General features: G+C 72.0%; 20 protein-coding genes. 13 read left to right on the plus strand and 7 right to left on the minus strand.

What is annotated here, in order from left to right:
- Nucleotides 1–106: 106 nt before the first annotated feature.
- On the plus strand, nucleotides 107–2,782 hold the full coding sequence (locus ACF3NH_RS04245; RefSeq protein ID WP_422921962.1) for a DNA translocase FtsK 4TM domain-containing protein: 2,676 nt from the start codon (nucleotides 107–109) through the stop codon (nucleotides 2,780–2,782).
- Between the two features lie 146 nt (nucleotides 2,783–2,928).
- Nucleotides 2,929–3,054 (plus strand): hypothetical protein, encoded by a 126-nt coding sequence (locus ACF3NH_RS04250; protein ID WP_422921963.1) that lies wholly within the window; start codon nucleotides 2,929–2,931, stop codon nucleotides 3,052–3,054.
- 48 nt (nucleotides 3,055–3,102) lie between these two features.
- On the opposite strand, the gene mdoH is transcribed toward ACF3NH_RS04250, so the two are convergent.
- Nucleotides 3,103–4,893, minus strand: a complete 1,791-nt coding sequence (gene mdoH / locus ACF3NH_RS04255; protein WP_422921964.1) for a glucans biosynthesis glucosyltransferase MdoH — start codon at nucleotides 4,891–4,893, stop codon at nucleotides 3,103–3,105.
- A 34-nt stretch (nucleotides 4,894–4,927) separates the two neighbouring features.
- Nucleotides 4,928–6,316 (minus strand): helix-turn-helix domain-containing protein, encoded by a 1,389-nt coding sequence (locus tag ACF3NH_RS04260; protein ID WP_198368032.1) that lies wholly within the window; start codon nucleotides 6,314–6,316, stop codon nucleotides 4,928–4,930.
- Nucleotides 6,317–6,465: 149 nt separating this feature from the next.
- Between ACF3NH_RS04260 and aceA the strand changes: the two genes are divergently transcribed.
- Both aceA and ACF3NH_RS04270 read left to right on the plus strand, forming a co-directional pair.
- Nucleotides 6,466–7,815 carry an isocitrate lyase gene (gene aceA / locus ACF3NH_RS04265; protein WP_422921965.1) on the plus strand — a complete coding sequence of 450 codons (1,350 nt, stop codon included), beginning with the start codon at nucleotides 6,466–6,468 and terminating at the stop codon, nucleotides 7,813–7,815.
- A gap of 29 nt (nucleotides 7,816–7,844) precedes the next feature.
- On the plus strand, nucleotides 7,845–8,006 hold the full coding sequence (locus ACF3NH_RS04270; RefSeq protein WP_198368034.1) for a hypothetical protein: 162 nt from the start codon (nucleotides 7,845–7,847) through the stop codon (nucleotides 8,004–8,006).
- 78 nt (nucleotides 8,007–8,084) lie between these two features.
- On the opposite strand, the gene ACF3NH_RS04275 is transcribed toward ACF3NH_RS04270, so the two are convergent.
- Together ACF3NH_RS04275 and ACF3NH_RS04280 are read right to left on the minus strand one after the other, a co-directional pair.
- Nucleotides 8,085–8,708: a DUF1345 domain-containing protein gene (locus ACF3NH_RS04275; RefSeq protein ID WP_198368035.1), complete on the minus strand. Its 624-nt coding sequence runs from the start codon at nucleotides 8,706–8,708 to the stop codon at nucleotides 8,085–8,087.
- 10 nt (nucleotides 8,709–8,718) lie between these two features.
- The gene (locus tag ACF3NH_RS04280) at nucleotides 8,719–9,702 is read right to left on the minus strand and encodes a threonine ammonia-lyase (protein ID WP_422921966.1); all 984 of its coding nucleotides are present in this window, start codon (nucleotides 9,700–9,702) and stop codon (nucleotides 8,719–8,721) included.
- Between the two features lie 269 nt (nucleotides 9,703–9,971).
- Between ACF3NH_RS04280 and ACF3NH_RS04285 the strand changes: the two genes are divergently transcribed.
- The 6 genes from ACF3NH_RS04285 to ACF3NH_RS04310 all read left to right on the plus strand — a co-directional run bounded on the left by ACF3NH_RS04285 (nucleotide 9,972) and on the right by ACF3NH_RS04310 (nucleotide 16,335).
- A complete protein-coding gene (locus ACF3NH_RS04285; protein WP_422921967.1) occupies nucleotides 9,972–11,327 on the plus strand; it encodes an ABC transporter substrate-binding protein in 1,356 nt (451 codons plus the stop codon).
- Nucleotides 11,328–11,410: 83 nt separating this feature from the next.
- Nucleotides 11,411–12,352 carry a carbohydrate ABC transporter permease gene (locus tag ACF3NH_RS04290; protein WP_198368038.1) on the plus strand — a complete coding sequence of 314 codons (942 nt, stop codon included), beginning with the start codon at nucleotides 11,411–11,413 and terminating at the stop codon, nucleotides 12,350–12,352.
- Nucleotide 12,353: 1 nt separating this feature from the next.
- The gene (locus tag ACF3NH_RS04295; RefSeq protein ID WP_198368039.1) at nucleotides 12,354–13,247 is read left to right on the plus strand and encodes a carbohydrate ABC transporter permease; all 894 of its coding nucleotides are present in this window, start codon (nucleotides 12,354–12,356) and stop codon (nucleotides 13,245–13,247) included.
- Nucleotides 13,248–13,263: 16 nt separating this feature from the next.
- Nucleotides 13,264–14,364 carry an ABC transporter ATP-binding protein gene (locus ACF3NH_RS04300; RefSeq protein WP_198368040.1) on the plus strand — a complete coding sequence of 367 codons (1,101 nt, stop codon included), beginning with the start codon at nucleotides 13,264–13,266 and terminating at the stop codon, nucleotides 14,362–14,364.
- Nucleotides 14,361–15,110, plus strand: coding sequence for an SDR family oxidoreductase (locus ACF3NH_RS04305; protein WP_198368041.1), 750 nt, complete (start codon nucleotides 14,361–14,363; stop codon nucleotides 15,108–15,110). The genes ACF3NH_RS04300 and ACF3NH_RS04305 overlap by 4 nt, the downstream gene beginning before the upstream one ends.
- A 130-nt stretch (nucleotides 15,111–15,240) precedes the next feature.
- Nucleotides 15,241–16,335: a malate/lactate/ureidoglycolate dehydrogenase gene (locus ACF3NH_RS04310; RefSeq protein WP_198368042.1), complete on the plus strand. Its 1,095-nt coding sequence runs from the start codon at nucleotides 15,241–15,243 to the stop codon at nucleotides 16,333–16,335.
- Between the two features lie 64 nt (nucleotides 16,336–16,399).
- On the opposite strand, the gene ACF3NH_RS04315 is transcribed toward ACF3NH_RS04310, so the two are convergent.
- From ACF3NH_RS04315 to ACF3NH_RS04325, 3 genes are all read right to left on the minus strand, one after another.
- Nucleotides 16,400–16,753 (minus strand): hypothetical protein, encoded by a 354-nt coding sequence (locus tag ACF3NH_RS04315; protein ID WP_422921968.1) that lies wholly within the window; start codon nucleotides 16,751–16,753, stop codon nucleotides 16,400–16,402.
- Nucleotides 16,754–16,836: 83 nt separating this feature from the next.
- Nucleotides 16,837–17,883, minus strand: coding sequence for a selenide, water dikinase SelD (gene selD / locus ACF3NH_RS04320; protein ID WP_422921969.1), 1,047 nt, complete (start codon nucleotides 17,881–17,883; stop codon nucleotides 16,837–16,839).
- A gap of 128 nt (nucleotides 17,884–18,011) precedes the next feature.
- Nucleotides 18,012–18,884, minus strand: coding sequence for an HpcH/HpaI aldolase/citrate lyase family protein (locus ACF3NH_RS04325; RefSeq protein WP_198368045.1), 873 nt, complete (start codon nucleotides 18,882–18,884; stop codon nucleotides 18,012–18,014).
- Nucleotides 18,885–19,145: 261 nt separating this feature from the next.
- On the opposite strand from ACF3NH_RS04325, the gene ACF3NH_RS04330 reads away from it, so the two are divergent.
- The 3 genes from ACF3NH_RS04330 to ACF3NH_RS04340 are packed head-to-tail and all read left to right on the plus strand — an operon-like array spanning nucleotide 19,146 to nucleotide 21,952.
- Nucleotides 19,146–20,129: a tripartite tricarboxylate transporter substrate binding protein gene (locus tag ACF3NH_RS04330; protein WP_422921970.1), complete on the plus strand. Its 984-nt coding sequence runs from the start codon at nucleotides 19,146–19,148 to the stop codon at nucleotides 20,127–20,129.
- A gap of 9 nt (nucleotides 20,130–20,138) precedes the next feature.
- Entirely contained in the window at nucleotides 20,139–21,065 is a 927-nt protein-coding gene (locus ACF3NH_RS04335) for an amidohydrolase family protein (RefSeq protein WP_422921971.1), read from the plus strand.
- Nucleotides 21,062–21,952, plus strand: coding sequence for an NAD(P)-dependent oxidoreductase (locus tag ACF3NH_RS04340; protein WP_422921972.1), 891 nt, complete (start codon nucleotides 21,062–21,064; stop codon nucleotides 21,950–21,952). Before ACF3NH_RS04335 ends, ACF3NH_RS04340 begins: the two co-directional genes overlap by 4 nt.
- Nucleotides 21,953–21,965: the final 13 nt, after the last annotated feature.

The raw sequence follows: 21,965 nt of genomic DNA on the forward strand, positions 1-21,965 counted from the left end.
CGCGAGTCGCGGCATCCGTCACTCCCGGCGGCCGCGCTTTCCTTTCAAACCAAACTCTTGCCATGCTAGGTTGCATTCCTCACTCAGCAGCAGACGACCGAGGCCCATGCCGCGCGCTTTTGCCGACCGCCACAGCGACCCCTCCCCCAGCCCCGCCGCCGGCCGGCTGGGCCAGGAGTCGGGCCGCTTCGCCTCGCCCGCGGTCATGGCGGCGCTGCGCCGGCGCGGCGCGGAACTCGCCGGGCTGGTGCTGGCCCTGGGCGGCGTCGGCCTGCTGCTGGCCCTGGTCAGCTACAATCCGCGCGATCCCTCGCTCTCCACCGCGACCACCCTGGAACCCACCAACCTCGCCGGCACCGGCGGCGCCGTCACCGCCGACCTGCTGCTGCAGGGCTTCGGCTGGGCCGGGATGCTGCCGGTCGCGGTCAGCCTGGGCTGGGCCTGGCGGCTGGCGACGCATCGCGGCCTGTCGCCCTTCGCCGGGCGGGTCGCCGCGGTGCTGGCGGCGCTGCCCCTGCTGGCCGCCGCCTTCAGCCTGGCGCCACTGCCCGCCGGCAGCCCGGCCATGCCAGGGCCGGGCGGCGCCGTGGGCGCGCTGCTCGCCGGCAGCATCACGCAATGGGCCGGCGACCTGCTGGGCCCCTTCGGCCACGTGATCGGGCAGGTCGGCATCGTCGCCCTGGCCGGCTCGCTGTCCTTCGCGGCGCTGGGCGTGCCCCTGCTCGCCTGGCGCCAGGCGGGACGGATGGCGGGCTCCGCGGCGCGCGGCGGCGCCAGCGTCACCGCGCGGGCGCTGAAGCGCAGCATCGTCGTACCGGAGGAGCCGCCGCCCTATGCCCGGGCCTGGCAGGAAGAGGCGCCGGCCGCCGGCGAACCGAGCCTGGGCAGCCGCCTGGCCGCACCCTTTCGCGCCGTCAGCGGCGCCATGGGCAGCGCGGTCAGCCGCCTGACCCAGCGCAGCGAGGCGCCCTCACCGCAACTCGCCGCCATGCTCAGGGCCGCCGATATCGCCGCGGCGGAAGGCACGGCGCAGCCCTTCGCGCCCCCCGCCGGCGCTCCCCGGGGCGTCCCCGGCCGCCCGCGGGCCGAGCCGGCGATGCCGCCGCGCCCCGCTCCGGTCCATCGCGCCCCCGCCCCCGTCGCGGAGGCCGATGACGAGGATGACGACCGGATCCAGGCCCCGCCCCCGCCGGTGCGCAAGCCCCCGCCGCCCGCCCGCCCGCCGGAAAGCGCCGAGCCGCGCCGCGCGCCGCCGCCTCCGCCGCGCGAGGCGCCGGCCTTCCAGCTGCCGCCGCTCGAACTGCTGGCCCCGCCGCCCGCCCGCCGCGCCGCCGGCCCGACCGAGGAGGCGCTGCAGAACAACGCCCGCCTGCTGGAGAGCGTGCTGGAGGATTACGGCGTGCGCGGCCGTATCGTCGAGATCCGCCCCGGCCCGGTCGTCACCCTCTATGAGCTGGAGCCGGCGCCGGGCACCAAATCGGCTCGCGTCATCGGCCTGGCGGATGACATCGCGCGCAGCATGAGCGTCATGGCGGTGCGCATCGCCACCGTGCCGGGGCGCAACGTCATCGGCATCGAACTGCCCAACGCCAAGCGCGAGACGGTGTTCTTCAGCGAGATGATCATCGCCGAGGACTGGGGCCGCAACGGCGGCAAGCTGCCGCTGGCGCTCGGCAAGGATATCGGCGGCGCGCCGGTCATCGCCGACCTCGCCCGCATGCCGCACCTGCTGATCGCAGGCACCACCGGCTCGGGCAAGTCGGTCGGCATCAACACCATGATCCTGTCGCTGCTCTACCGCTTCACGCCGGATGAGTGCCGCTTCATCATGATCGACCCGAAGATGCTGGAACTGTCGGTCTATGACCGCATCCCGCATCTTCTCGCCCCCGTCGTCACCGAGCCGCCCAAGGCGATCGGTGCGCTGAAGTGGACGGTGCGCGAGATGGAACGCCGCTACCGCGCCATGTCGCAACTCGGCGTGCGCAACATCGGCGGCTACAACGAGAAGGTCCAGGCGGCGCTGGCGCGCGGCGAGGTGCTGACGCGCCGCGTGCAGGTGGGCTTCGACCCCGAGACCGGCCGCCCGGTCTTCGAGGACCAGCCGCTGGCGCTCGCGGCCCTGCCGATGATCGTCGTCGTCATCGACGAGATGGCCGACCTGATGCTGGTCGCCGGCAAGGAGATCGAGGCGGCGGTGCAGCGCCTGGCGCAGATGGCGCGCGCCGCCGGCATCCATGTCATCATGGCGACGCAGCGCCCCTCGGTCGATGTCATCACCGGCACCATCAAGGCCAACTTCCCGACCCGCATCTCCTTCCAGGTGACCAGCAAGATCGACAGCCGCACCATCCTGGGCGAGATGGGCGCCGAGCAGCTGCTCGGCCAGGGCGACATGCTGCACATGGCCGGCGGTGGCCGCGTCAGCCGCGTCCATGGCCCCTTCGTCTCCGACCAGGAGGTGGAGCGCGTGGTCGACTGGCTGCGCGAGCAGGGCGAGCCGGCCTATATCGAGGAAGTCACCGAATCGGAGGAGGAGGACGGCGAGGGCGGCCTCTCCGGCATCGCCGGCGCCTCGGATGGCGAGAAGGGCCTGTTCGACCAGGCGGTGGCGCTGGTCACCCGCGAGGGCAAGGCCTCGACCTCCTTCATCCAGCGGCATCTCTCGATCGGCTACAACCGCGCCGCCAAGCTGATCGAGCAGATGGAGAAGGAAGGCATCGTCGGCCCCGCCAACCATGTCGGCAAGCGCGAGGTGCTGGCCCGCCGGAGCGACGACTGAGACGCGCCCGCCCCGGCCCTGTCCGGCGCCGCGCAGGCGGCCGATCGCCGCGTCGAGCTGCGCGAGTTCCAGCCTCGAACATCAGGTGCTCGAGCTGGGAGGAGGACATCCTGGGCCGTGACACGCTGTCCCTCGGCGAGAGCATCATGATCGATATCGACGACGGCTCCGGCGCCTGCTGCTTCGACTTCCTGGCGGTGATGACCAATGGCAGCAGGATCGAGAAGCGGGACGTGAACGTCTGCGAGATCAGCCGCTTCACGGTGCGTTGATCCTCCTGACGCACAGGCCGCGGGACGCAGACCGGAGGGCGCCGCCGCTCAGGGCATGGCGGGCACGGCCGGCGCGCCCGGCTCCGGAACCGCCTCCTCCGGCGTGGCGCAGAGCCCACGCCGCCGCAGCCGCGCCGACAGCGCTGGATCGGCCGTCAGCACGGCGAAGGGGATGCAGAGCAGCAGCGGCAGCCAGGCCGGCACGCCCCACAGCCAGGCGGTGCCCCCCGCCAAGACCAGCCCCGCCGCGGTGCCGAGGCCGACGAGCGTATGCGGCCAGAGCATCCGGGCCGTCGCGCGCCAGGGCAGCCCCTGGGCCCGGCGGTTCTGCGGCAGCCAGCCGCCCTGCGCGCCCAGCGCCATCCGCGCGAGGCTGAGCGCCTTGTCCACCAGGCTGATCGGGTCGAGGACGGTGGTGAAGGCGATCTCCGCCGCCGCGCCGCGCAGCACGGCGCGGCGGCCGCCATAGGGCGCCGCGCGGGCGGGCCGCAGCATCAGCTCCAGATAGCCGGTCAGCTTCGGCGCATGCAGCGCCAGCCAGTTGCCGAGCAGCATGGCGGCCAGCCATGCGGGCGGAGTGCCCTCGGCGCCGCCCGTCGCCGCGTTCATCACCGCCGCGAAAAGCAACAGCAGCCAGATCGGCGCGCCGAGGAAGAGCATGATGGCCTGCAGCAGCTGCCAGCGGCCCATCGGCGTCAGCTCCGGCAGGCCGAGCAACCGCCGGTACTGCATGTTGCCCGCGCCCCAGCGCCGGTCGCGCAGCAGGAAGTCGATCAGGCTGGGCGGGTTGCCCTCCTGGCTGCCCGCCTCCTCCGGCAGGCAGCGCACCTTCCAGCCGGCGGCCTGCAGGCGCACCGCCTCGATCTGGTCGTGGCTGAGGATCGGGCTGCCGTCCGGCAAAGGCTGCAGCCGCGCATGGTCCCGGAACGGCACGACGCGCAGGATGGCGTTGTGGCCCCAATAGGGCCCCTCGTCGAGCTGCCACCAGGCCTGGCCGGTGGCCCAGCTTCGCATGCCGGCGCGCATGCCGAACTGGAACAGGCGCGCGAAGGCGCTGTCGGCCGGCCGACCGACGATGAGCTGCTGCAGGATGGCAAGCTTCGGATCGGCCTCCATGGCGGCCACGAGGCGCAGCACGGCCTCCGCCGACATCTCCGAATCCGCGTCCAGGCACAGGAAGAAGTCGAAGCCCTGGCCGTGATGGTCGAGGAAGTCCATGACATTGCCGGCCTTGAAGCCGCGGTTCTCGGTGCGCCGGCGGTAGCGCAGCGCCGGCGCGCGCCCCTCGCGCAGCCGGGCGAAGGCGGCGACCGCCGCCTCCTCCGCCACCACCCGGTCCGCATCCTGCGTGTCGGAGAGCAGCCAGAGGGTGAAATGCCCGCCCGCCCCGGCTGCCTCCAGCCCCTCCAGCAAGGGCACCAGCCCGGCCAGCACCTGCGCGGTGTCCTCGTCCCGCAGGCAAAGGGCGATGGCGGTCCGGCTGCGCGGCGGCGGCGGGTCGCGCCGGTATTGCGGCACCAGGATCGCCGCCGGATCGGCATGGCGCAGGCGCAGCAGCAGGCCGAGCACGGCATTGCCGGCGCAGAGGCAGGTCCAGGGCAGCGTGCCCAGCCAGAGCAGCAGGATCAGCAGCTCCCAGCCGCTCCAGCCGCCGGCGCCGAGGCCGCGCAGCATGAGGAAAAGGAGGCCGGCGCCGGGCGCCAGGCACAGGATGAGGAAGGCGATCCGGCGCGGGCCGGAGCGTTCGGCGGCGGGGCGTTCGGCGACGGGGCGTTCGGCGACGGGGCGCTCGGCGGGGCGATGGGTCTCGATCACCCCCTGCCCAGACCACAGGATCATGGCCGGATTGCGCCCCGGCCGTGGCGGCGGCGGGCTACTTCTCGAAGCGCCAGGGCGTCGCGCTCTCCTCGTTCGGGTCCAGCGTCAGCCGGTGCTCCAGCGGCGGGAAGGCCCGGCTGCGGCAGTCGGCGCGGTCGCAGAGGCGGCAGGACAGGCCGATGCCGGTGCGCGCCCTCTCCAGGTCCAGCCCGTCGGCATAGGCCACCTCGGCGGCGCGGCCGAGGTCGCAGCCCATCGCCACCACCTGCACCGGCGCGGGCTCGCCCCAGCGCAGGGCCGGGCCGGTGACGGTCCGGGCGAAGCAGAGGAAGGCGGCGCCGTCCGGCAGCTCGGCGATCTGCACGCGCAGGCTCCCCGGCGTGGCGAAGGCGGTGTGCACCACCCAGCGCGGGCAGGAGCCTCCGAACCGCGCGAAGGGATAGCCCGCCGCCGAGAAGCGCTTGTCCACATTCCCGGCGGGATCGACGCGCAGGAAGAAGAAGGGCAGGCCCCGCGCGCCCTCGCGCTGCAGGGTGGAGAGACGGTGCGCCACCTGCTCGTAGCTGACGCCGAAGCGGGCGGCGAGCAGGTCGAGGTCGTGGCGCAGCGCCCGTGCCGCCTCCAGGAAGGGCGCGTAGGGCATGATGAGGGCGCCGGCGGCGTAGTTCAGCAGGCCGATGCGGATCAGCGCCGTCGCCTCCGGCGTGCTCGGCGCGGCGGGGCCCAGGATGCCCTCCACCGCCTCGCGCGCCTCCAGCAGCATGAGCTGGAAGGCCATCTGGAAGCCGCGGCTCTCGCGGGGGAGGGATTCCGAGAGGTCGAGCAGCCGCGCGGCGGGATCGTAGCGGCGCAGGCTGCCCTCCAGCGGGCCGACGCGCACCCGCACGCCATGCCGCTGCCGCAGCCGCTCGGCGATGGCGTGGTTCAGCTCGGAGGGCGAGGCGGCGAGCTCGCCGCCGATCGCCTCCGCCATCTCCTCCAGGGCGGGAAAGCAATTGGCATGGTCGCTGAAGAAATCGCGCGCCTCCTCGGTCGGCAGCAGGATGCGGCGGCCGCTCGGCAGGGCGATGCCGCTGCTGTCCTCCCGCGCCACACGCAGCGCGCGGTAGAGGGCGAGCATGGCGCGGGCGGCATTGGGCGCGCTGCCCGAGAGAATGCGCATCTCCTCCTCCGGCAGTTCCTCCAGCCCGAGCAGCGGGTCGGCCAGCACCTCGCGCAGCCCGCCCTCCAGCTGCCGCTCCTCGGCACCGGACAGGGCGGCCAGGTCGATCTGCAGCGTGTGCCCCAGCTTGATCAGCAGGGCGGCGGTGACGCCGCGCTGATCGTGCTCGATCAGGTTCAGGTAGCTGGCGGAGATGCCGAGCCGTGCCGCCAGCGCCTGCTGGGTCAGGTTCTGCTCCTGCCGCAGCCGGCGGAGCGTGCGCCCGATCAGGGGACGGGCCATCTTTACAGCCTTTACAAATTTACCGGCTTAACAGTGAAGGCAGCCACTGTGTTGCCAGGGATATGGCAGATTGGAGGGTGAACTTCGCGGCCGCAATGTGAATTATTGACGCATGGCCGATCGGCCGAAAGACGATCAGGAGAGACAGCATGCGTCCGACCCCGAGCCCCCTTTTCGCACCGGATGGCAGTGCCGCCGGCAGCCCCGCGGGCGGCGACCGCTTCGCCGGAATCCGCCGCGACTACAGCCCGGCCGATGTCGAGCGGCTGGCGGGCTCCTTCCGCGTCCGGCACACGCTGGCCGAGATGGGGGCGAAGCGGCTGTGGCAGCTTCTGCACAGCGAGCCCTATGTGAACACGCTGGGCGCGCTGACCGGCAACCAGGCGCTGCAGCAGGTGAAGGCGGGACTGAAGGCGATCTACCTCTCCGGCTGGCAGGTGGCGGCGGACGCCAACACCGCCTCCACCATGTATCCCGACCAGTCGCTCTATCCGGTGAACTCGGTGCCGCAGGTGGTGACGCGCATCAACAACGCGCTGCGCCGCGCCGACCAGATCGCGCACATGGAGCGGCTGCAGGGCAAGGCCGAGGACGACACGACCTGGATGGCGCCGGTCATCGCCGATGCCGAGGCCGGCTTCGGCGGCGCGCTGAATGCCTATGAGCTGATGCGCGCGATGATCGAGGCGGGTGCCGCCGGCGTGCATTTCGAGGACCAGCTGGCCAGCGAGAAGAAGTGCGGACATCTTGGCGGCAAGGTCCTGGTGCCGATCAGCCAGCATATCCGCACGCTGAACGCCGCGCGCCTGGCGGCCGATGTGGAGGGCGTGCCAACCGTCCTGCTCTGCCGCACCGATGCCGAGAGCGCGCAGCTCCTGACCGCCGATATCGACGAGCGTGACCGCCCCTTCATCAGCGGCGAGCGCACCGCCGAGGGCTTCTTCCGCATCAAGCCGGGCGTCGGCAAGGAGTACGCCATCGCCCGCAGCCTGGCCTACGCCCCCTATGCCGACCTGCTGTGGTGGGAGACATCGGACCCGGATCTCGACGACGCCCGAGCCTTCGCCGAGGCCATTCACAAGGAGTTCCCCGGCAAGCTCCTGGCCTACAACTGCTCGCCGAGCTTCAACTGGAAGCGCAAGATGGGCGATGCCGCCGCGGCGCAGTTCCAGCGCGAGATCGGCGCCATGGGCTACAAGTTCCAGTTCATCACCCTCGCCGGCTTCCACAGCCTGAACTATTCGATGTTCCAGCTCGCCAAGGGCTACAAGGAGCGCGGCATGGGCGCCTATTCCGAGCTGCAGCAGGCCGAGTTCGCTGCCGAGGCCGATGGCTACACCGCGACGCGCCACCAGCGCGAGGTCGGCGTCAGCTACTTCGACGCCGTCGCCACCGCCGCCTCGGGCGGTGCCTCCAGCACGACCGCCATGGCGCACAGCACCGAGACGGCGCAGTTCCATGACGAGACGAGCCACGCCACCCCGGCGATGGCCAAGTAACCGACAACGCCAGACAGGGACGCACGACCATGACGCACAGTGACGATTTCGACGACGGCCTGGTGCACAGCCATGGCTGGGCGACCGAGCCGGCCATCCCGCCCTCGCTGCACGGGCTGAAGGCGCCGCCCCAGGCCAGCTCGATCCCGACGCCGAGCACCGCCTATCACGACGACAAGCTGGAGGGCTGACCGCGACGGGGCGGGCGCGGGATCGCGCCTTCCCCTCCTTCCGGCCACGGCATGGCGGGCGCCCCCGGGCGCCCGTTGCTATTCCCCGCCGAGCAGGCCGGTGACGACGCCCACCGTGCCGGCGACGATCACGGCGTTGAAGACATAGGCGATGATGCTGTGCAGCGTGGCGATGCGGCGGATCGCCGCGGAATGCGTGTCCACATCCGTCACGCCGTTCGTCGTGCCGATGCTGAAGGACATGTAGAGGAACTCGGAGAAGGGTGGGTCGTCCTCACCGCCATGGAAGCGGATGCCGCCGCCGCTGAGCCAGAATTCCCGCGCGTAGTCCTGCGCGAAGAGAGTGTGGACGTAGAACCAGGAGAGCGCCACCGTCACCATGCCGAAGGCCGGCACGCCGCCGGCGCTTGTCGCCGCGTCGAGCCCGACGCCCGCCACCGAGGTGGCGGCGGCGAACAGGGAGAGCGTCAGCACCATGGTGCGCCGCTCGTCCGTCACCTCGGCATGGCGGCGCATCGCCTCGGGCCCGGCCGACCAGAGGCGGCGGAACAGCAGGGCCAGATGCACGGCCACCAGCACGCACCAGCCGGCCAGCGCCGCATGCAGCCAGCGCAGGCCATAGGCATAGGCCAGCCCCCCGCCCAGAAGGCCGGCCAGCAGCGACAGCGTGCTGATCCTCTGCCGGCCCGGCCAACCGGTCACGCGGCGCGCCTCACGCCGTCAGGGCGCGCGCGAAGACCGCCGGATCGACATTGCCCCCGCTCAGCACCACGCCGACCGTGCGGCCACGCGCCGGGATCCGCCCGGCCAGCACGGCGGCCAGCGCCACGGCGCCGCCCGGCTCCACCACGACCTTGAGCGCCTCGAAGGCGAAGCGCATGGCGCGGAACACCTCCGCCTCCGACACCGCCACGCCGCCCGTCAGGCGCGCCCGGTTGACCGCGAAGGTCAGCTCGCCCGGCGCCAGGGACAACAGCGAATCGCAGAGCAGGGAGCCCTGGCCGTCCGCCGAAAGGCGTTCGCCGGCGGCCAGGGAGCGCCGGGTGTCGTCCCAGCCCTCCGGCTCCACCGCCCAGACCTGCGTGCCGGGCGAGGCGCCCTCGGCCGCCAGGGCGCAGCCGGCCACCAGTCCGCCGCCGCCGGTGCAGACGGCCAGCGCATCCAGCGTCAGCCCGGCGGCGCGGGCATCCTCGATCAGCTCCAGCGCCACGCTGCCCTGGCCGGCGATGACATCGGGGTGGTCGAAGGGGGGGACCAGGGTGCGGCCGGTCCGCCGCGCCAGCTCCAGCGCCAGGGCGTTGCGGTCGGTGCCGGCGCGGTCGAAGAAGGTGATCTCGGCGCCCCAGCGGCGCGTGCTCTCCACCTTGATGGTGGGCGCGTCCCGCGGCATCGCGATCAGGGCCGAGAGACCCTCGGCCGCCGCCGCGCAGGCCACCGCCTGGCCGTGATTGCCGGAGGAATGCGTGACCACCCCCGCGGCGCGCTGCTCGGGCGACAGGCGCAGGATGGCGTTCGTGGCGCCGCGGAGCTTGAAGCTGCCGGTGCGCTGCAGCGGCTCCGGCTTCACCAGGACAGTCCCGCCGGCCAGCTCGTCCAGCAGCGGGTGCCGCAGCATCGGCGTGCGAAGAAGGCGGCCCCGCAGCCGCGCGGCGGCGGCGAGGACATCGGCATGGGCGGGCGGCGTCAGGGCGTTCATCTCAGGACCTCGGTGCGGGGCGTAGGAACGTAGCCTCGCCTTCCGCACCCGCGCCGGCAAGCCCGCCAGATGGCGCGGGGACACGCCCCGGCGGCCGACGCCCCTCGGGCGCCCCCTGCCGGCGGGGGCCGGGCGGGAGGTGGGCCCCCGGCGCGTCCACAACCAGGGAACCGTTGCCATGCGTGCGCGGGGATGCGTAACCTCTCGCCTGCAACGAGTGGCCATAAGGCCCGTGGCGGACATCACCGCCCGTTCAAGGAGGTTACCGAATGGAAGGCAACGGGATTTCCCGCCGCACGGTGCTGCGCGCCAGTGCGCTCGGCGCGGCGGCGAGCACCCTCCCCCTGGTCAATGTGCATGGACAGAGTTCCGGCGGCAAACTCGCCCTGGGCCTCTGGGACCATTGGGTGCCCGCTGGCAACGACGCCATGCGCAAGCTCGTCATGGACTGGGGGCAGAAGAACAGGGTCGAGATCCAGCTCGACTTCATCACCTCGGTCGGCAACAAGAACCTGCTGACCATCGCCGCCGAATCCCAGGCGAAGCAGGGCCATGACGTGCTCTCCTTCCCGACCTGGGAGGTGCACTCCAAGGCCGACCTGCTCGAGCCCATGGACGACATCATGGGCCGCCTGTCCGAGAAGTACGGCGCGCTGAACCCGATCACCGAGTATCTGGCCAAGGTCGAGGGCAAGTGGCGCGCCGTCCCCGCCATCTCCGGCTCGCAGAACAAGCCGGCCCTCGGCCGCATCGACCTGCTGAAGCAGCATGCCGGCATCGACATCCAGGCCATGTATCCGGCCAGCGCGACGGCAAGCCCCGAGGCCGCCAACTGGAACTGGGACACGTTCCTGAAGGCCGCCGAGGGCACGCACAAGGCGGGGGTTCCCTTCGGCCTGGCGGTCGGGCAGTTCACCGATGCCACCGACTGGATCGGCAGCATGTTCCGCTCCTTCGGCGCCGAGCTGGTGAACAGCAAGGGCGACATCACCGCCAAGTCGGACAATGTCCGAAAGGTTCTGGAATACGCCAAGCAGCTCTGCGCCTTCCTGCCGGGCGATGTCTTCTCCTGGGACGATGCCTCCAACAACCGGGCGCTGATCTCCGGCAAGTCGGCGCTGATCTTCAACCCGCCCTCCGCCTGGTCGGTGGCCAAGCGCGACGCGCCGCAGGTGGCCGAGCATTGCTGGACCTTCCCGGCACCGGCCGGATCGCAGGGGCGCTACACCCCCTACCTGCCCTATTTCTGGGGGGTCTGGAGCTTCAGCCGCAACAAGGGCGCGGGCAAGGCGCTGATCGAGTATCTGAGCCAGCGCGAACAGGCCGAGACCATGGTGGCCGCCAGCAACGGCTACGACATCCCGCCCTTCACCAGCATGACCGACTTCAGGACCTGGGAGACGGAAGGGCCGCCGGCCGGCGTGGTGTTCAACTACCCGGTCAAGCCACAGCACAACGCGCAGCAGTTCATCGCCTGCTACCCGGCGCCGCCGGAGATCGCGGTGCAGATGTACAACCAGGGCATCCAGGCCAAGATGATCGCCCGCGTGGTGCAGAACAACGAGGCGCCGGACCGCGCCATCGCCTGGGCCGAACGCGAGCTGGAGGGCTTCAAGCGGGGCTGAGGGCCGCCGCCTGAACCATGGCGGGCGCGCGGGCCCTCCCGCGCGCCTCGCATCTCATCGTCCTGACACCGAGGGAATCCGGCATGTCCCAGGGCACGCTTTCCGCCTCCATCGCGCCGGGCAGCACCGCGCCGCCCCGCAACAGCGCGATGCGCCGCCTGTCGCGGCGCAATTCCACCGTCGCCTTCCTGCTCACCCTGCCGCTGATCCTGCTGATCCTCGGCCTCGTCGTCTATCCCTTCCTCTACGCCATCTATCTCTCCATGCTGAACAAGCGCATGACGCGCTTCGTCGGCTGGGAGAACTTCACCTTCCTGTTCGGGCGGGAGACCTTCTGGAACGTCGTGTTCCAGTCGGTGCTCTTCGCCGTCTCCGCCGTGCTGCTCAAGGCGCTGATCGGCTTCATCCTGGCGCATGTGCTGCACGCCCTGCCCTCCAAGGGCCAGCGCAAGTGGCGCGGCATGCTGCTGGTGCCCTGGGTCATCCCGCCCGCCATCTCGACGCTGGCCTGGTGGTGGCTGTTCGATCCCTCCTACTCCGCCTTCAACTGGGCGCTGGCGGGAATCGGCGTCGATCCCGTGCCCTGGCTCGGCGCCACAGGATGGGCGCGCTTCTCGGTGATCCTGGTCAATGTCTGGTACGGTTCGCCCTTCTTCATGATCATGTATCTGGCGGCGCTGAAGTCCGTGCCCGATCAGCTCTACGAGGCGGCGGCGATCGATGGCGCCACCGGATGGCAGAAGCTGCGCTTCGTGACCTTCCCGATGATGCGCAACATCATCTCGATCACCGTGCTGTTCAGCCTGATCGTCACCTTCGCCAATTTCGACATCGTCCGCATCCTGACCAATGGCGGGCCGCAGGACAGCACGCATGTCTTCGCGACCTATGCCTTCCAGGTCGGCATCCAGTCGGGCGACATCCCGCTCGGCGCCACGGTCAGCCTGTTCATGTTTCCCCTGCTGGCGGTCTTCGCCATCCTCACCCTGCGCGGCGTGAACAAGCGGACGAAGGAAATGACCTGAGATGAGCAGTACCACCGCCGCCTCCTTCACCCCCGCCGAGACGAGGCATGGCAGCCTGAAGCGTGAGCGCCGCTGGGCGATGATCGGCGCCTATGTCGCGCTGGCGGTCTTCGTCATCTTCTTCATGACGCCGCCCTTCCACATGCTGATGACCAGCCTGAAGAGCTCGGGCGAGATCGCCGACCTGTCGGGCAATCCCTGGATCGTCAGCGCGCCGACGCTGCAGAACTACTGGGAACTGCTGACCCAGGGGAACTATCTGATCCATTTCAAGAACTCGATCATCGTCACGGTCAGCACCGTGCTGATCAGCATGGTGATCTCGACGCTGGCGGCCTTCGCCCTGGCGCGGATGAAGTTCTGGGGCAGCGCGACGCTCGCCACGGGCGTCTTCCTCACCTACCTGGTGCCGGAGACGCTGCTCTTCATCCCGATGTTCCAGATCATCGGTGGCCTTGGCCTCTACAACAACCTCTGGGCCATGGTGCTGATCTTCCCGACGCTGACGGTGCCGTTCTGCACCTGGATCATGATCGGCTACTTCGCCTCGATCCCGAAGGAGCTGGACGAGGCGGCGCTGATCGACGGTGCCGGCCACCTGCAGATGCTGTGGAAGATCTTCATCCCCGTCGCCCTGCCGGGCATCCTGGCGGCGATGATCTTCGCCTTCACGGTGTCCTGGGCGGCTTTCATCTATCCGATCGCCTTCCTGGTCAGCTCCGACCAGATGGTGCTGACGGTGGGCATCGTCTCCGACCTGATCCGGGCGGACACCTTCCAGTGGGGCAAGATCATGGCGGGCGCCCTGATGGCCGCCTTGCCGCCCCTGCTCGTCTATGCCTTCCTCATGGACTACTACATCGCGGGCCTGACGGCCGGCGCGACCAAGGGCTGAGGGGAGAGAACGAAGAATGGCGCAGGTAACACTCCGCAAGGTGGTCAAGGCCTATGAGGGCGGCGTGCAGGCCGTGAAGGGCATCGACCTCGACATCGCGGACCACGAGTTCGTCGTCCTCGTCGGCCCTTCCGGCTGCGGCAAATCCACCACGCTGCGGATGATCGCCGGGCTGGAGGAGATCTCGGACGGCGAGATCGCCATCGGCGGCAAGGTCATCAACGACGTGCCGCCGCGCGACCGGGACATCGCCATGGTGTTCCAGAACTACGCCCTCTATCCGCACATGACGGTGTTCGACAACATGGCCTTCGGGCTCATGCTGCGGAAGTTCCCGAAGGAGGAGATCAAGCGCCGCGTCGACAACGCCGCGCGCATCCTCGACATCACGCCGCTGCTGCTGCGCAAGCCCAAGGCGCTCTCGGGCGGGCAGCGGCAGCGCGTGGCCATGGGCCGCGCCATCGTGCGCGATCCCAAGGTGTTCCTCTTCGATGAGCCGCTGTCCAACCTCGACGCCAAGCTGCGCGTGCAGATGCGCACCGAGATCAAGAAGGTGCACCAGACGGTCAAGACCACGACCATCTACGTCACGCACGACCAGGTGGAGGCGATGACGCTGGCCGACCGCGTGGTGGTGATGAACGGCGGCATCATCGAGCAGGTCGGCCCGCCGCAGGAGCTCTACCACAACCCGGCCACGCGCTTCGTCGCGGGCTTCATTGGCAGCCCGGCGATGAACTTCATCCCCGGCCGGCTGGAGAACGGGTCCGGCGCGCTGCGCGTCCATCTGCCGGGCGACATCGTGCTGCCGGTGCCGGCCGAGCGCACGGCGCGCTACAGCAACCTGGCCGGGCGCGAGATCATCTTCGGCATCCGCCCGGAGCACCTGACCGAGGCGAAGAACCTCGACCGGCCGCATGTCGCGCCCATGACGGCGACGCCGGAAGTGACCGAACCCATGGGCATGGAGACCCTGGTGCACTTCAAGATGCAGGGGGCCGAGATCTGCGGCCGCGTCGATCCCAATGCCCCGGCGGCGCCGGGACAGCCGCTGCCGATGGCCGTGGACATGAGCAACATGCACATTCTCGACCCGCAGACGGGGCGCGTCCTGTGAGCCGCACCGCCTGGGTCACCGGCGCCGGCTCCGGGATCGGCCGCGCCGTCGCCATCGCGCTGGGCCAGGCAGGCTACCGCCTCGCCCTCACCGGCCGGCGCGAGGCGCCGCTGCGCGAGACCGCCGGGCTCGCCGGGCAGGAGGCGCTGATCCTGCCCGCCGACCTGACCGACGCGGCGGCGGTCGATGCCGCGGCGCGGCGCGTCGCCGAGGCGCTCGGTGGCCCCGACCTCCTGGTGAACAACGCCGGCAGCAACGTGCCGCGCCGGCACTGGCACCAGCTCGGCGCCGCCGATGCCGCCCTGCTGGTGAACGCCAATCTCACCGCGCCCTTCCTCACCAGCATCGCCGTGCTGCCGGCGATGAAGGCGCGCGGCGGCGGGCTGATCGTGCAGATCGCCTCGATGGCCGGCAAGGGCACCTCCGCCGTCTCCGGCCCGGGCTACATCGCGGCGAAGACGGGCTTCGTCGCGCTCTCCGCCTCGCTGAACGCGGAGAACGGCATCCACAACATCCGTTCCACCTGCATCTGCCCGGGCGAGGTGGTGACGCCGATCCTGGACAAGCGCCCCGTCCCCGTCTCCGACGAGGAGCGGGCGCGCATGCTGCAGCCGGAGGATCTGGCGGCGGCGGTACTCTTCGTCGCCAACCTGCCCGAACGCGTCTGCATCAACGAGATGCTCGTGACACCGACCTGGAACCGGTTCCAGGCGGCCGAGGCGCAGAAGGTCGCGGCGATGCCCTGAGAGGCCCAAGGGGAACGCCCAGGGGGAAGGAAGGGCGCGGGGCCCCGCTTTCCCCTCCGGTGCCGCTTGTCATCCTGGCCAGCTGGGGCATGCTGGGGCGCAACAGAAACGCTCCGAGGAACGCTTGCCCATGGATGCCCAGCCCCCCGTCCTGATCGCCGCCGAGACGCTGGAGAAGCTGGTGACGGACATCTTCGTCGCCGCCGGCGGTTCGGCCGAGGAGTCGGCGAACATCGCGCAGCATCTTCTGGGCGCCAACCTTGCCGGGCATGACAGCCACGGCGTCGCCCGCGTGCCGCGCTATATCGACTGGCTGCGCAGTGGCGACATGTATTTCGGCCGCACGGTGAAGGTGGTCACGGATGGCGGCGCCTTCGCCCTGCTGGACGCCGATTACGGCTTCGGCCAGACGGTGGCGCGGCAGGCCACCGAGCTGGGCATCGCCCGCGCCCGGCAGCACGGCGCCGCCGTCATCGCGCTCCGCAACGCCGGGCATGTCGGCCGCATCGGTCATTATGCCGAGATGGCGCTCGGGGCGGGGCTGGTGTCGGTGCACCTCGTCAATGTCGCCGGCTCCACCCTGGTCGCGCCCTTCGGCGGCGTGGACCGGCGCTTCTCCACCGCCCCCATCGCCATCGGCGCGCCGGTCGAGGGGCGGCCCGTGGTGCTCGACTTCGCCACCTCGCGCGTCGCCGAAGGCAAGGTGCTGGTCGCCTCCAATGGCGGCAAGGAGCTGCCGCCGGACGCGCTGATCGAGCCGGACGGCCGCCTCACCGGCGATCCGCATACCCTCTATGGCGACTATCCGCCGGTCGGGCCGCGCAATCCCGCCGGCGGCGCGGGCGCCATCCGCGCCTTCGGCGACCACAAGGGCTCGGGCCTGGCGCTGATGTGCGAGTTGCTGGCGGGCGCCTTCACCGCCGGCGGCTGCGCCGGCCCGCTGCCGCCCGGCCATCGCGGCCGCATCACCAACGGCATGCTGTCCATCTACCTCTCCCCGGCGCATTTCGGCACCGAGGCGGAGTTCCAGCGCATGGCGAAGGAGTATGTGGCGTGGGTGGCGGAAAGCCGCCCCGCCACGCCGGGGGGGCAGGTGCTGCTGCCGGGTGAGCCGGAGGCTCGCAGCCGCGCCGAACGGCTGGACAAGGGCGTGCCGCTCCAGCCGGACACCTGGACCGGCATCCTGCAGACGGCCGCCTCCCTCGGCATCCCCGCCCCCGTCTGACGGTTCGCGCGCCTGGAGGGAAGGAGCGTCCGGCCGGGTAAGCCTTACCCGGCCCGCGCTGGCCCTAGGACCCGCGCGGCGGCTTGCTGAAAGGGTCGAGGCCCCGCGCCACCGGGGGCTGCCAGGTGCGCGAATCCGGCGTGCGGCCGCTCTGGGTGGTGCCGATGAAGGAGCCGCCGGTGCCGCCGCTCCAGCCGGTCGATCCCGAATTGCCCGGCGCCGTGGCGTCGCCGCGCCCCTGCGCCGGCGGCGTGGCGGGGCTGACCTCCTGGCTGGCGCCGCCCGCCTGCCCCCCATCCTGTCCCGCGCCCTGCCCTGCGCCCTGTCCTGCGCCCTGTCCCTGGGCCAGCACGGGAGTCGCCAGGGCGAGGGCCACCGGGAAGGCCAGCGCCAGCCGCCGCATCCATCCGCTTCGCATCGGAGCCTCCTCTTGTTCGGCCGGCCGGGCCAGGGGCGCCGGGGCCGGGGTTTCGCGCCTCGACCGGGCCGGGCGCGGCGACGTCACGCCACCACCACCTGCGGCGGGCCCTCGGCGGCCGTGCCGATCCGCCGGGCCAGGGGATAGCCTTCGCCGCGGATTCGGGCCAGCACGGACTCGGCGGCCTCCTCGGCGCAGGCGATGAGCAGGCCGCCGGAGGTCTGCGGATCGGTCAGCAGCAGGCGCTGCCAGTCCGGGCATTCGGGCGGCAGAACCACCTCGGCGCCATAGCTCTGCCAGTTGCGCTGCGAGGCACCCGTGACGAAGCCCTGCCGCGCCAGAGCGGCGGCCTCGGCCAGCAGGGGCACGGCATCGCGCGCGATCGTCAGCGTCAGGCCCGAGCCCCGCGCCATCTCCAGCGCGTGGCCGAGCAGGCCGAAGCCGGTCACGTCGGTAACGCCATGCACAGACGGCTCCGTGGCCAGGCTGGCGCCGACCCGGTTGAGCAGGGTGGTGGAGGCGATCATCTCGGCATAGGCGGCCTCGGGCAGGGCGCCGCGCTTGATCGCCGCCGAATAGATGCCGACCCCGATCCCCTTGGTCAGGATCAGGGCGTCCCCCGCCCTCGCCCCGGTGTTGCGCCGCACCTGATCCGGCCGCCCGAGGCCGATCACCGCCAGGCCGTAGATCGGCTCCGGCGCGTCGATGGAATGGCCACCCGCCACCGGAATGCCGGCCTCCGCGCAGATGGCGGCGCCCCCCGCGAGGATGCGCCGCACCGTCTCCGGGCTCAGCTTGCCCACCGGCATGCCCAGGATCGCCAGCGCCATGATGGGCCGCCCCCCCATGGCATAGATGTCGGAGATGGCGTTGGTGGCGGCGATGCGGCCGAAGTCGAAGGGATCATCCACCATCGGCATGAAGAAGTCGGTGGTGGCCATCACGGCGAGATGGTCATCCACCTGCCAGACGGCGGCATCATCGGCCGTCTCGGCGCCGACCAGGAGCTGGCTGAATGTGCCGGCCGCCGGCATCTCCGCCAGCAGCTCCCGCAGCACCGCGGGCGCCAGCTTGCAGCCGCAGCCGCCGCCATGCGCCAGTTCCGTCAGCCGCGGTGCCTGATCCTGCATCTCGCCTCGCTCCTCCACCCTCGTTCCCCTGGAAGATGGGTGATCCCGGCCCGGCTGGAAAGTGGGCCGGGCGAGGCGGGCCTCCGCCTCCCCGTCGCAGGGCGATCGAAGGGCCGCCCGCGCCCGCCTCAGCCGGCGAGCGACAGGATCTCCTCCGCCCGCCGCACCACCGGCAGATCCACCATGCGTCCATCGAGCTGGAAGGCGCCCCGGCCCTCGGCCCGCGCGGCGCGGTCGCCCTCCACCACCCGCCGCGCCCAGTCGATCTCCTGCGGCGTCGGCGCGAAGGCCTCGTTCAGCGGCGCCACCTGCGAGGGATGCACGATCAGCGCGCCGCGGAAGCCCATGCGCCGGGCCTGGCGCGCCATCTCCGCGAAGGCGTCGAGATCGTCATAGGCGCCGATGCTGCCGACGAAGCCGAGCGGCAGGATGCCGGCGGCGCGCGCCGCGCAGAGCACGGCGTAGTTCGGCGTGAACAGCGCGTCCGGCCCGGGCACGCCGCCGATCGCGGCGGAATAGTCCTCCGGCCCCAGCGTCATGGCGGCCACGCGCGGATGCGCGGCGGCGATGGCGGGCAGGCCGAAGATCGCGCCCGGTGTCTCGATCTGCAGCACCAGGCGGATGCCGCCCGGCGGCAGGCCGCGCTCCGCCTCCAGCTCGGTGACGGCCTCCGCCACCTCGCGCACGAAGCCCGGCTCCTCCACCTTGGGCAGGACCAGCGCGGCGAGGCCCGGCTGCACGGCCGCCTCCAGATCGGCGCCGATCTGGCGCAGGCTGTGGTTGACCCGCACCATGGCCGCCGTGCCGTTGCGGGCGATGCCGGCGATGGAGGCCGCCAGGCTGCCACGCGCCGCCGGCTTCTCCGCCGCCGGCACGGCATCCTCCAGATCCAGGATCACGCCGTCCGCGCCGCGCTCATGGGCGCGGGCGACGAATCGCCCGACATGCGCCGGCACGAAGAGCAGGGAGCGCCAGCGTGGCGGGGGAGCGGTTCGGGTCATCGGATCTGGTCACCTCTGCGGTCCGGGCGCGGGGCCCCGAGCACGGCGGGGCCCAGGGCCGGCGCGGCGGGCGGGTGCCCGCCGACATCCTGTTCACGGCCGCGAAGCCTGCCACGACGCGGCGTCAGGGCAAAGGCCGGCGGGGAAGGTCGGGCCGGCCGCCGCAACGGTTTCGAATTGACACAGACATGGGGCGTCAACGACCCTTCGCGCAAGGCAAGACCCGCGCCGGACGCGGGCGTCCAGGGAGAAAGCCGCACCATGTCGATGCCCCTCCTGCCGCGCCGGGCGCTTCCCGCGGCGCTGGCCGGCCTCCTGGCCGCGCCGACCGTCGCGCGGGCGCAGTCCTGGCCCGCCCGCCCCCTGACCATCGTCGTGCCCTGGGCGGCGGGCGGCGGCGCCGACACCGTGACGCGCGTCCTCGCCGCCGGGCTGGAGCAGGAGGTGCGCACGCCGGTCAATGTGGTCAACCGCACCGGCGGCAATGGCGTGGTCGGCCACACCGCCATCCTCACGGCGCGGCCGGACGGCTACACGATCGGCCTCGCCACCTCCGAGATCTCCTACTTCCGCACCCTCGGCATGGCCGAGATCTCGCCCGACAGCTTCGACATCCTCTCCCGCGTCGCCACCCTGCCGGCCGGTGTCACGGTGAAGGGCGACGGACCCTGGCGCAGCGTGCAGGATGTCCTGGCCGCCATCCGCGACGGCCGGCGCGGGCAGTACACCGCCTCGGGCGCGGGCGTCGGCGGCGCCTGGCACATCGCGCTCGCCGGCATGCTGCGCGCCGCCGGCATGGAGGTGAACGCGGTGCGCTGGGTGCCCTCCCAGGGCGGCGCGCCGGCCATGCAGGACGTGGTGGCCGGCGGCATCGGCATGGCCACATGCTCGCCGATCGAGGGCAAGGGGCTGATCGATGGCGGCCAGGCACGCTGCCTCGCGGTGATGGGCGGCGAGCGCCTGGCCATGCTGCCGGCCGTGCCCAGCCTGCGGGAATCCGGCCTCGACTGGACCTTCGAGAACTGGTTCGCCCTGGTGGCGCCGCGCGGCCTGCCGGAGGACGTGCATCGGCCGATGCGCGAGGCGCTGGGCCGCGCCCATGCCCGGCCCGAGGTGCGGGAGGCGCTCCGCCAGCGCGGCATCGTGCCGGTCTGGGAATCCGCCGAGGCGGCGGACGGCTTCGCCCGCGACTATGCGCGCACCGCCGCCGACCTGCTCGGCGCGCTCGGTCTGGCCAGGGGCTGAAGCCGGATCATGGGCGGGGAGAATCCCTGGGACGGCGCGATCGTCGATGCGCATCAGCACTTCTGGGAGCCGGAGCACGGCCGCAATCCCTGGCTGGCGCCGGAGGCCGCGATCCCCTTCCGCTACGGCGACTACAGCGCCCTCAAGCGCCGCTACCTGCCGGAGGACTACCGCCGCGACGCCGCCGGGCATGAGATCGTCGAGACCGTCTATGTCGAGACCGAGTGGGATCCGGCGGACGGTCCGGGCGAGACGCGCTACGCCGCGGCGCTGGCGGAACGCCACGGCCTGCCCAACGCCATCGTCGCCCAGGCCTGGCTGGACCGGCCGGATGCCGCGGCGCTGCTGGCCCGGCAGGCGGAGTGCCCGCTGGTGCGCGGCGTGCGCCACAAGCCCGGCGGCCCGGCCAGCCCGGCCGAGCGGGGCGCGCGGCGCACGCTGATGTCGGACCCCGCATGGCGGCGCGGCTATGAGCGGCTGGCGCGGCACGGGCTGCATTTCGACCTGCAGACACCCTGGTGGAACCTGCCCGAGGCGGTGGCCCTGGCGCGCGACTTCCCGGAGACGCTGATCATCCTGAACCATGCCGGCCTGCCCGCCGCGCGCGACGCGGATTCGCTGCGCCGCTGGCGCGAGGCGATGGCCGGCTTCGCCGAATGCCCGAACGCGCGGGTGAAGATCTCCGGCCTCGGCCTGCCGGGCCGCCCCTGGCGTGCCGTCGAGAACCGCTGGATCGTGCTGGAGACAGTGTATCTCTTCGGCCCGGAGCGGGCGATGTTCGCCAGCAACTTCCCGGTCGACAGCCTCTGCGGCAGCCTCGACAGCATCCTCTCCGGCTTCAAGTCGATCACGGCCTGCCTGCCGCGCGCCGCCCAGGCCCTGCTGTTCCGCGACACCGCGCGCGCCGTCTACCGCACCGGCGGAACGGCGCCATGAGCGCGCCGCGCCTGGGCTTCATCGGCATCGGCATCATGGGCGAGGCCATGGTGCTGCGGCTGCTGGAAAGCGGCTTCCCGGTCACCGCCTGGAACCGCGAGCCGGAGCGGCTGGAGGCCGTCCTGCCGCAAGGCGCCGTGGCGGCGGAGTCGCCCGCGGCCGTGGCGGCGGCGAGCGACATCCTGCTGCTTTGCGTGCTGCACACCGATGCCGTGCGCGAGGTGGTCTTCGGGCCGGGCGGCATCGCCACCGCCAGGGCGCCGGCGGGCGGCGTGCTGATCGACCATTCCACCATCGAGCCCGCGGCGACGCGCGGGATGGCGGAGCGGCTGGCGCGCGAGGCCGGCTGGGGCTGGGTGGACGCGCCGGTCTCCGGCGGGCCGCAGGCGGCGCGCGAGGGGCGGCTCACCATCATGGCCGGCGGCGCGGAGACGGATGTCGCGCGCGCCGCGCCCGTGCTGGCGGCGCTCGGCGCGCGGGTGACGCATCTGGGCCCCAGCGGCGCCGGGCAGACGGCCAAGGTGCTGAACCAGGCCATCGTGGGCGCCGGCTATGTCGCGATGGCGGAGGCCCTGGCCCTGGCGGAGGCCGCCGGCCTGGACGCCGACGCCCTGCCCGCCGCCCTGGCCGGCGGCCATGCCGATGGAAGCATGCTGCAGCGCATCTTCCCGCAGATGCGACAACGCGCCTTCGAACCGCCGGCCGGCCGCGCGCGGCAGATGCTGAAGGACCTCGACGCGGTGCTGGCCTTCGCGCGCGAGCACGGCGTGGCGCTGCCGCTGGTCGAGGCCGCGACGGCGCGCTTCGCGGAACACGTGGCGCGCGGCGAGGGCATGAGCGACACCGCCTCTGTGATCCGGCTCTATCGCCCCGACCCGCCCGGCTGACTCCGCCCGCTGA

It is taken from the genome of Pseudoroseomonas sp. WGS1072, assembly GCF_049340465.1.
In the GTDB taxonomy this organism is placed as follows: domain Bacteria; phylum Pseudomonadota; class Alphaproteobacteria; order Acetobacterales; family Acetobacteraceae; genus Pseudoroseomonas.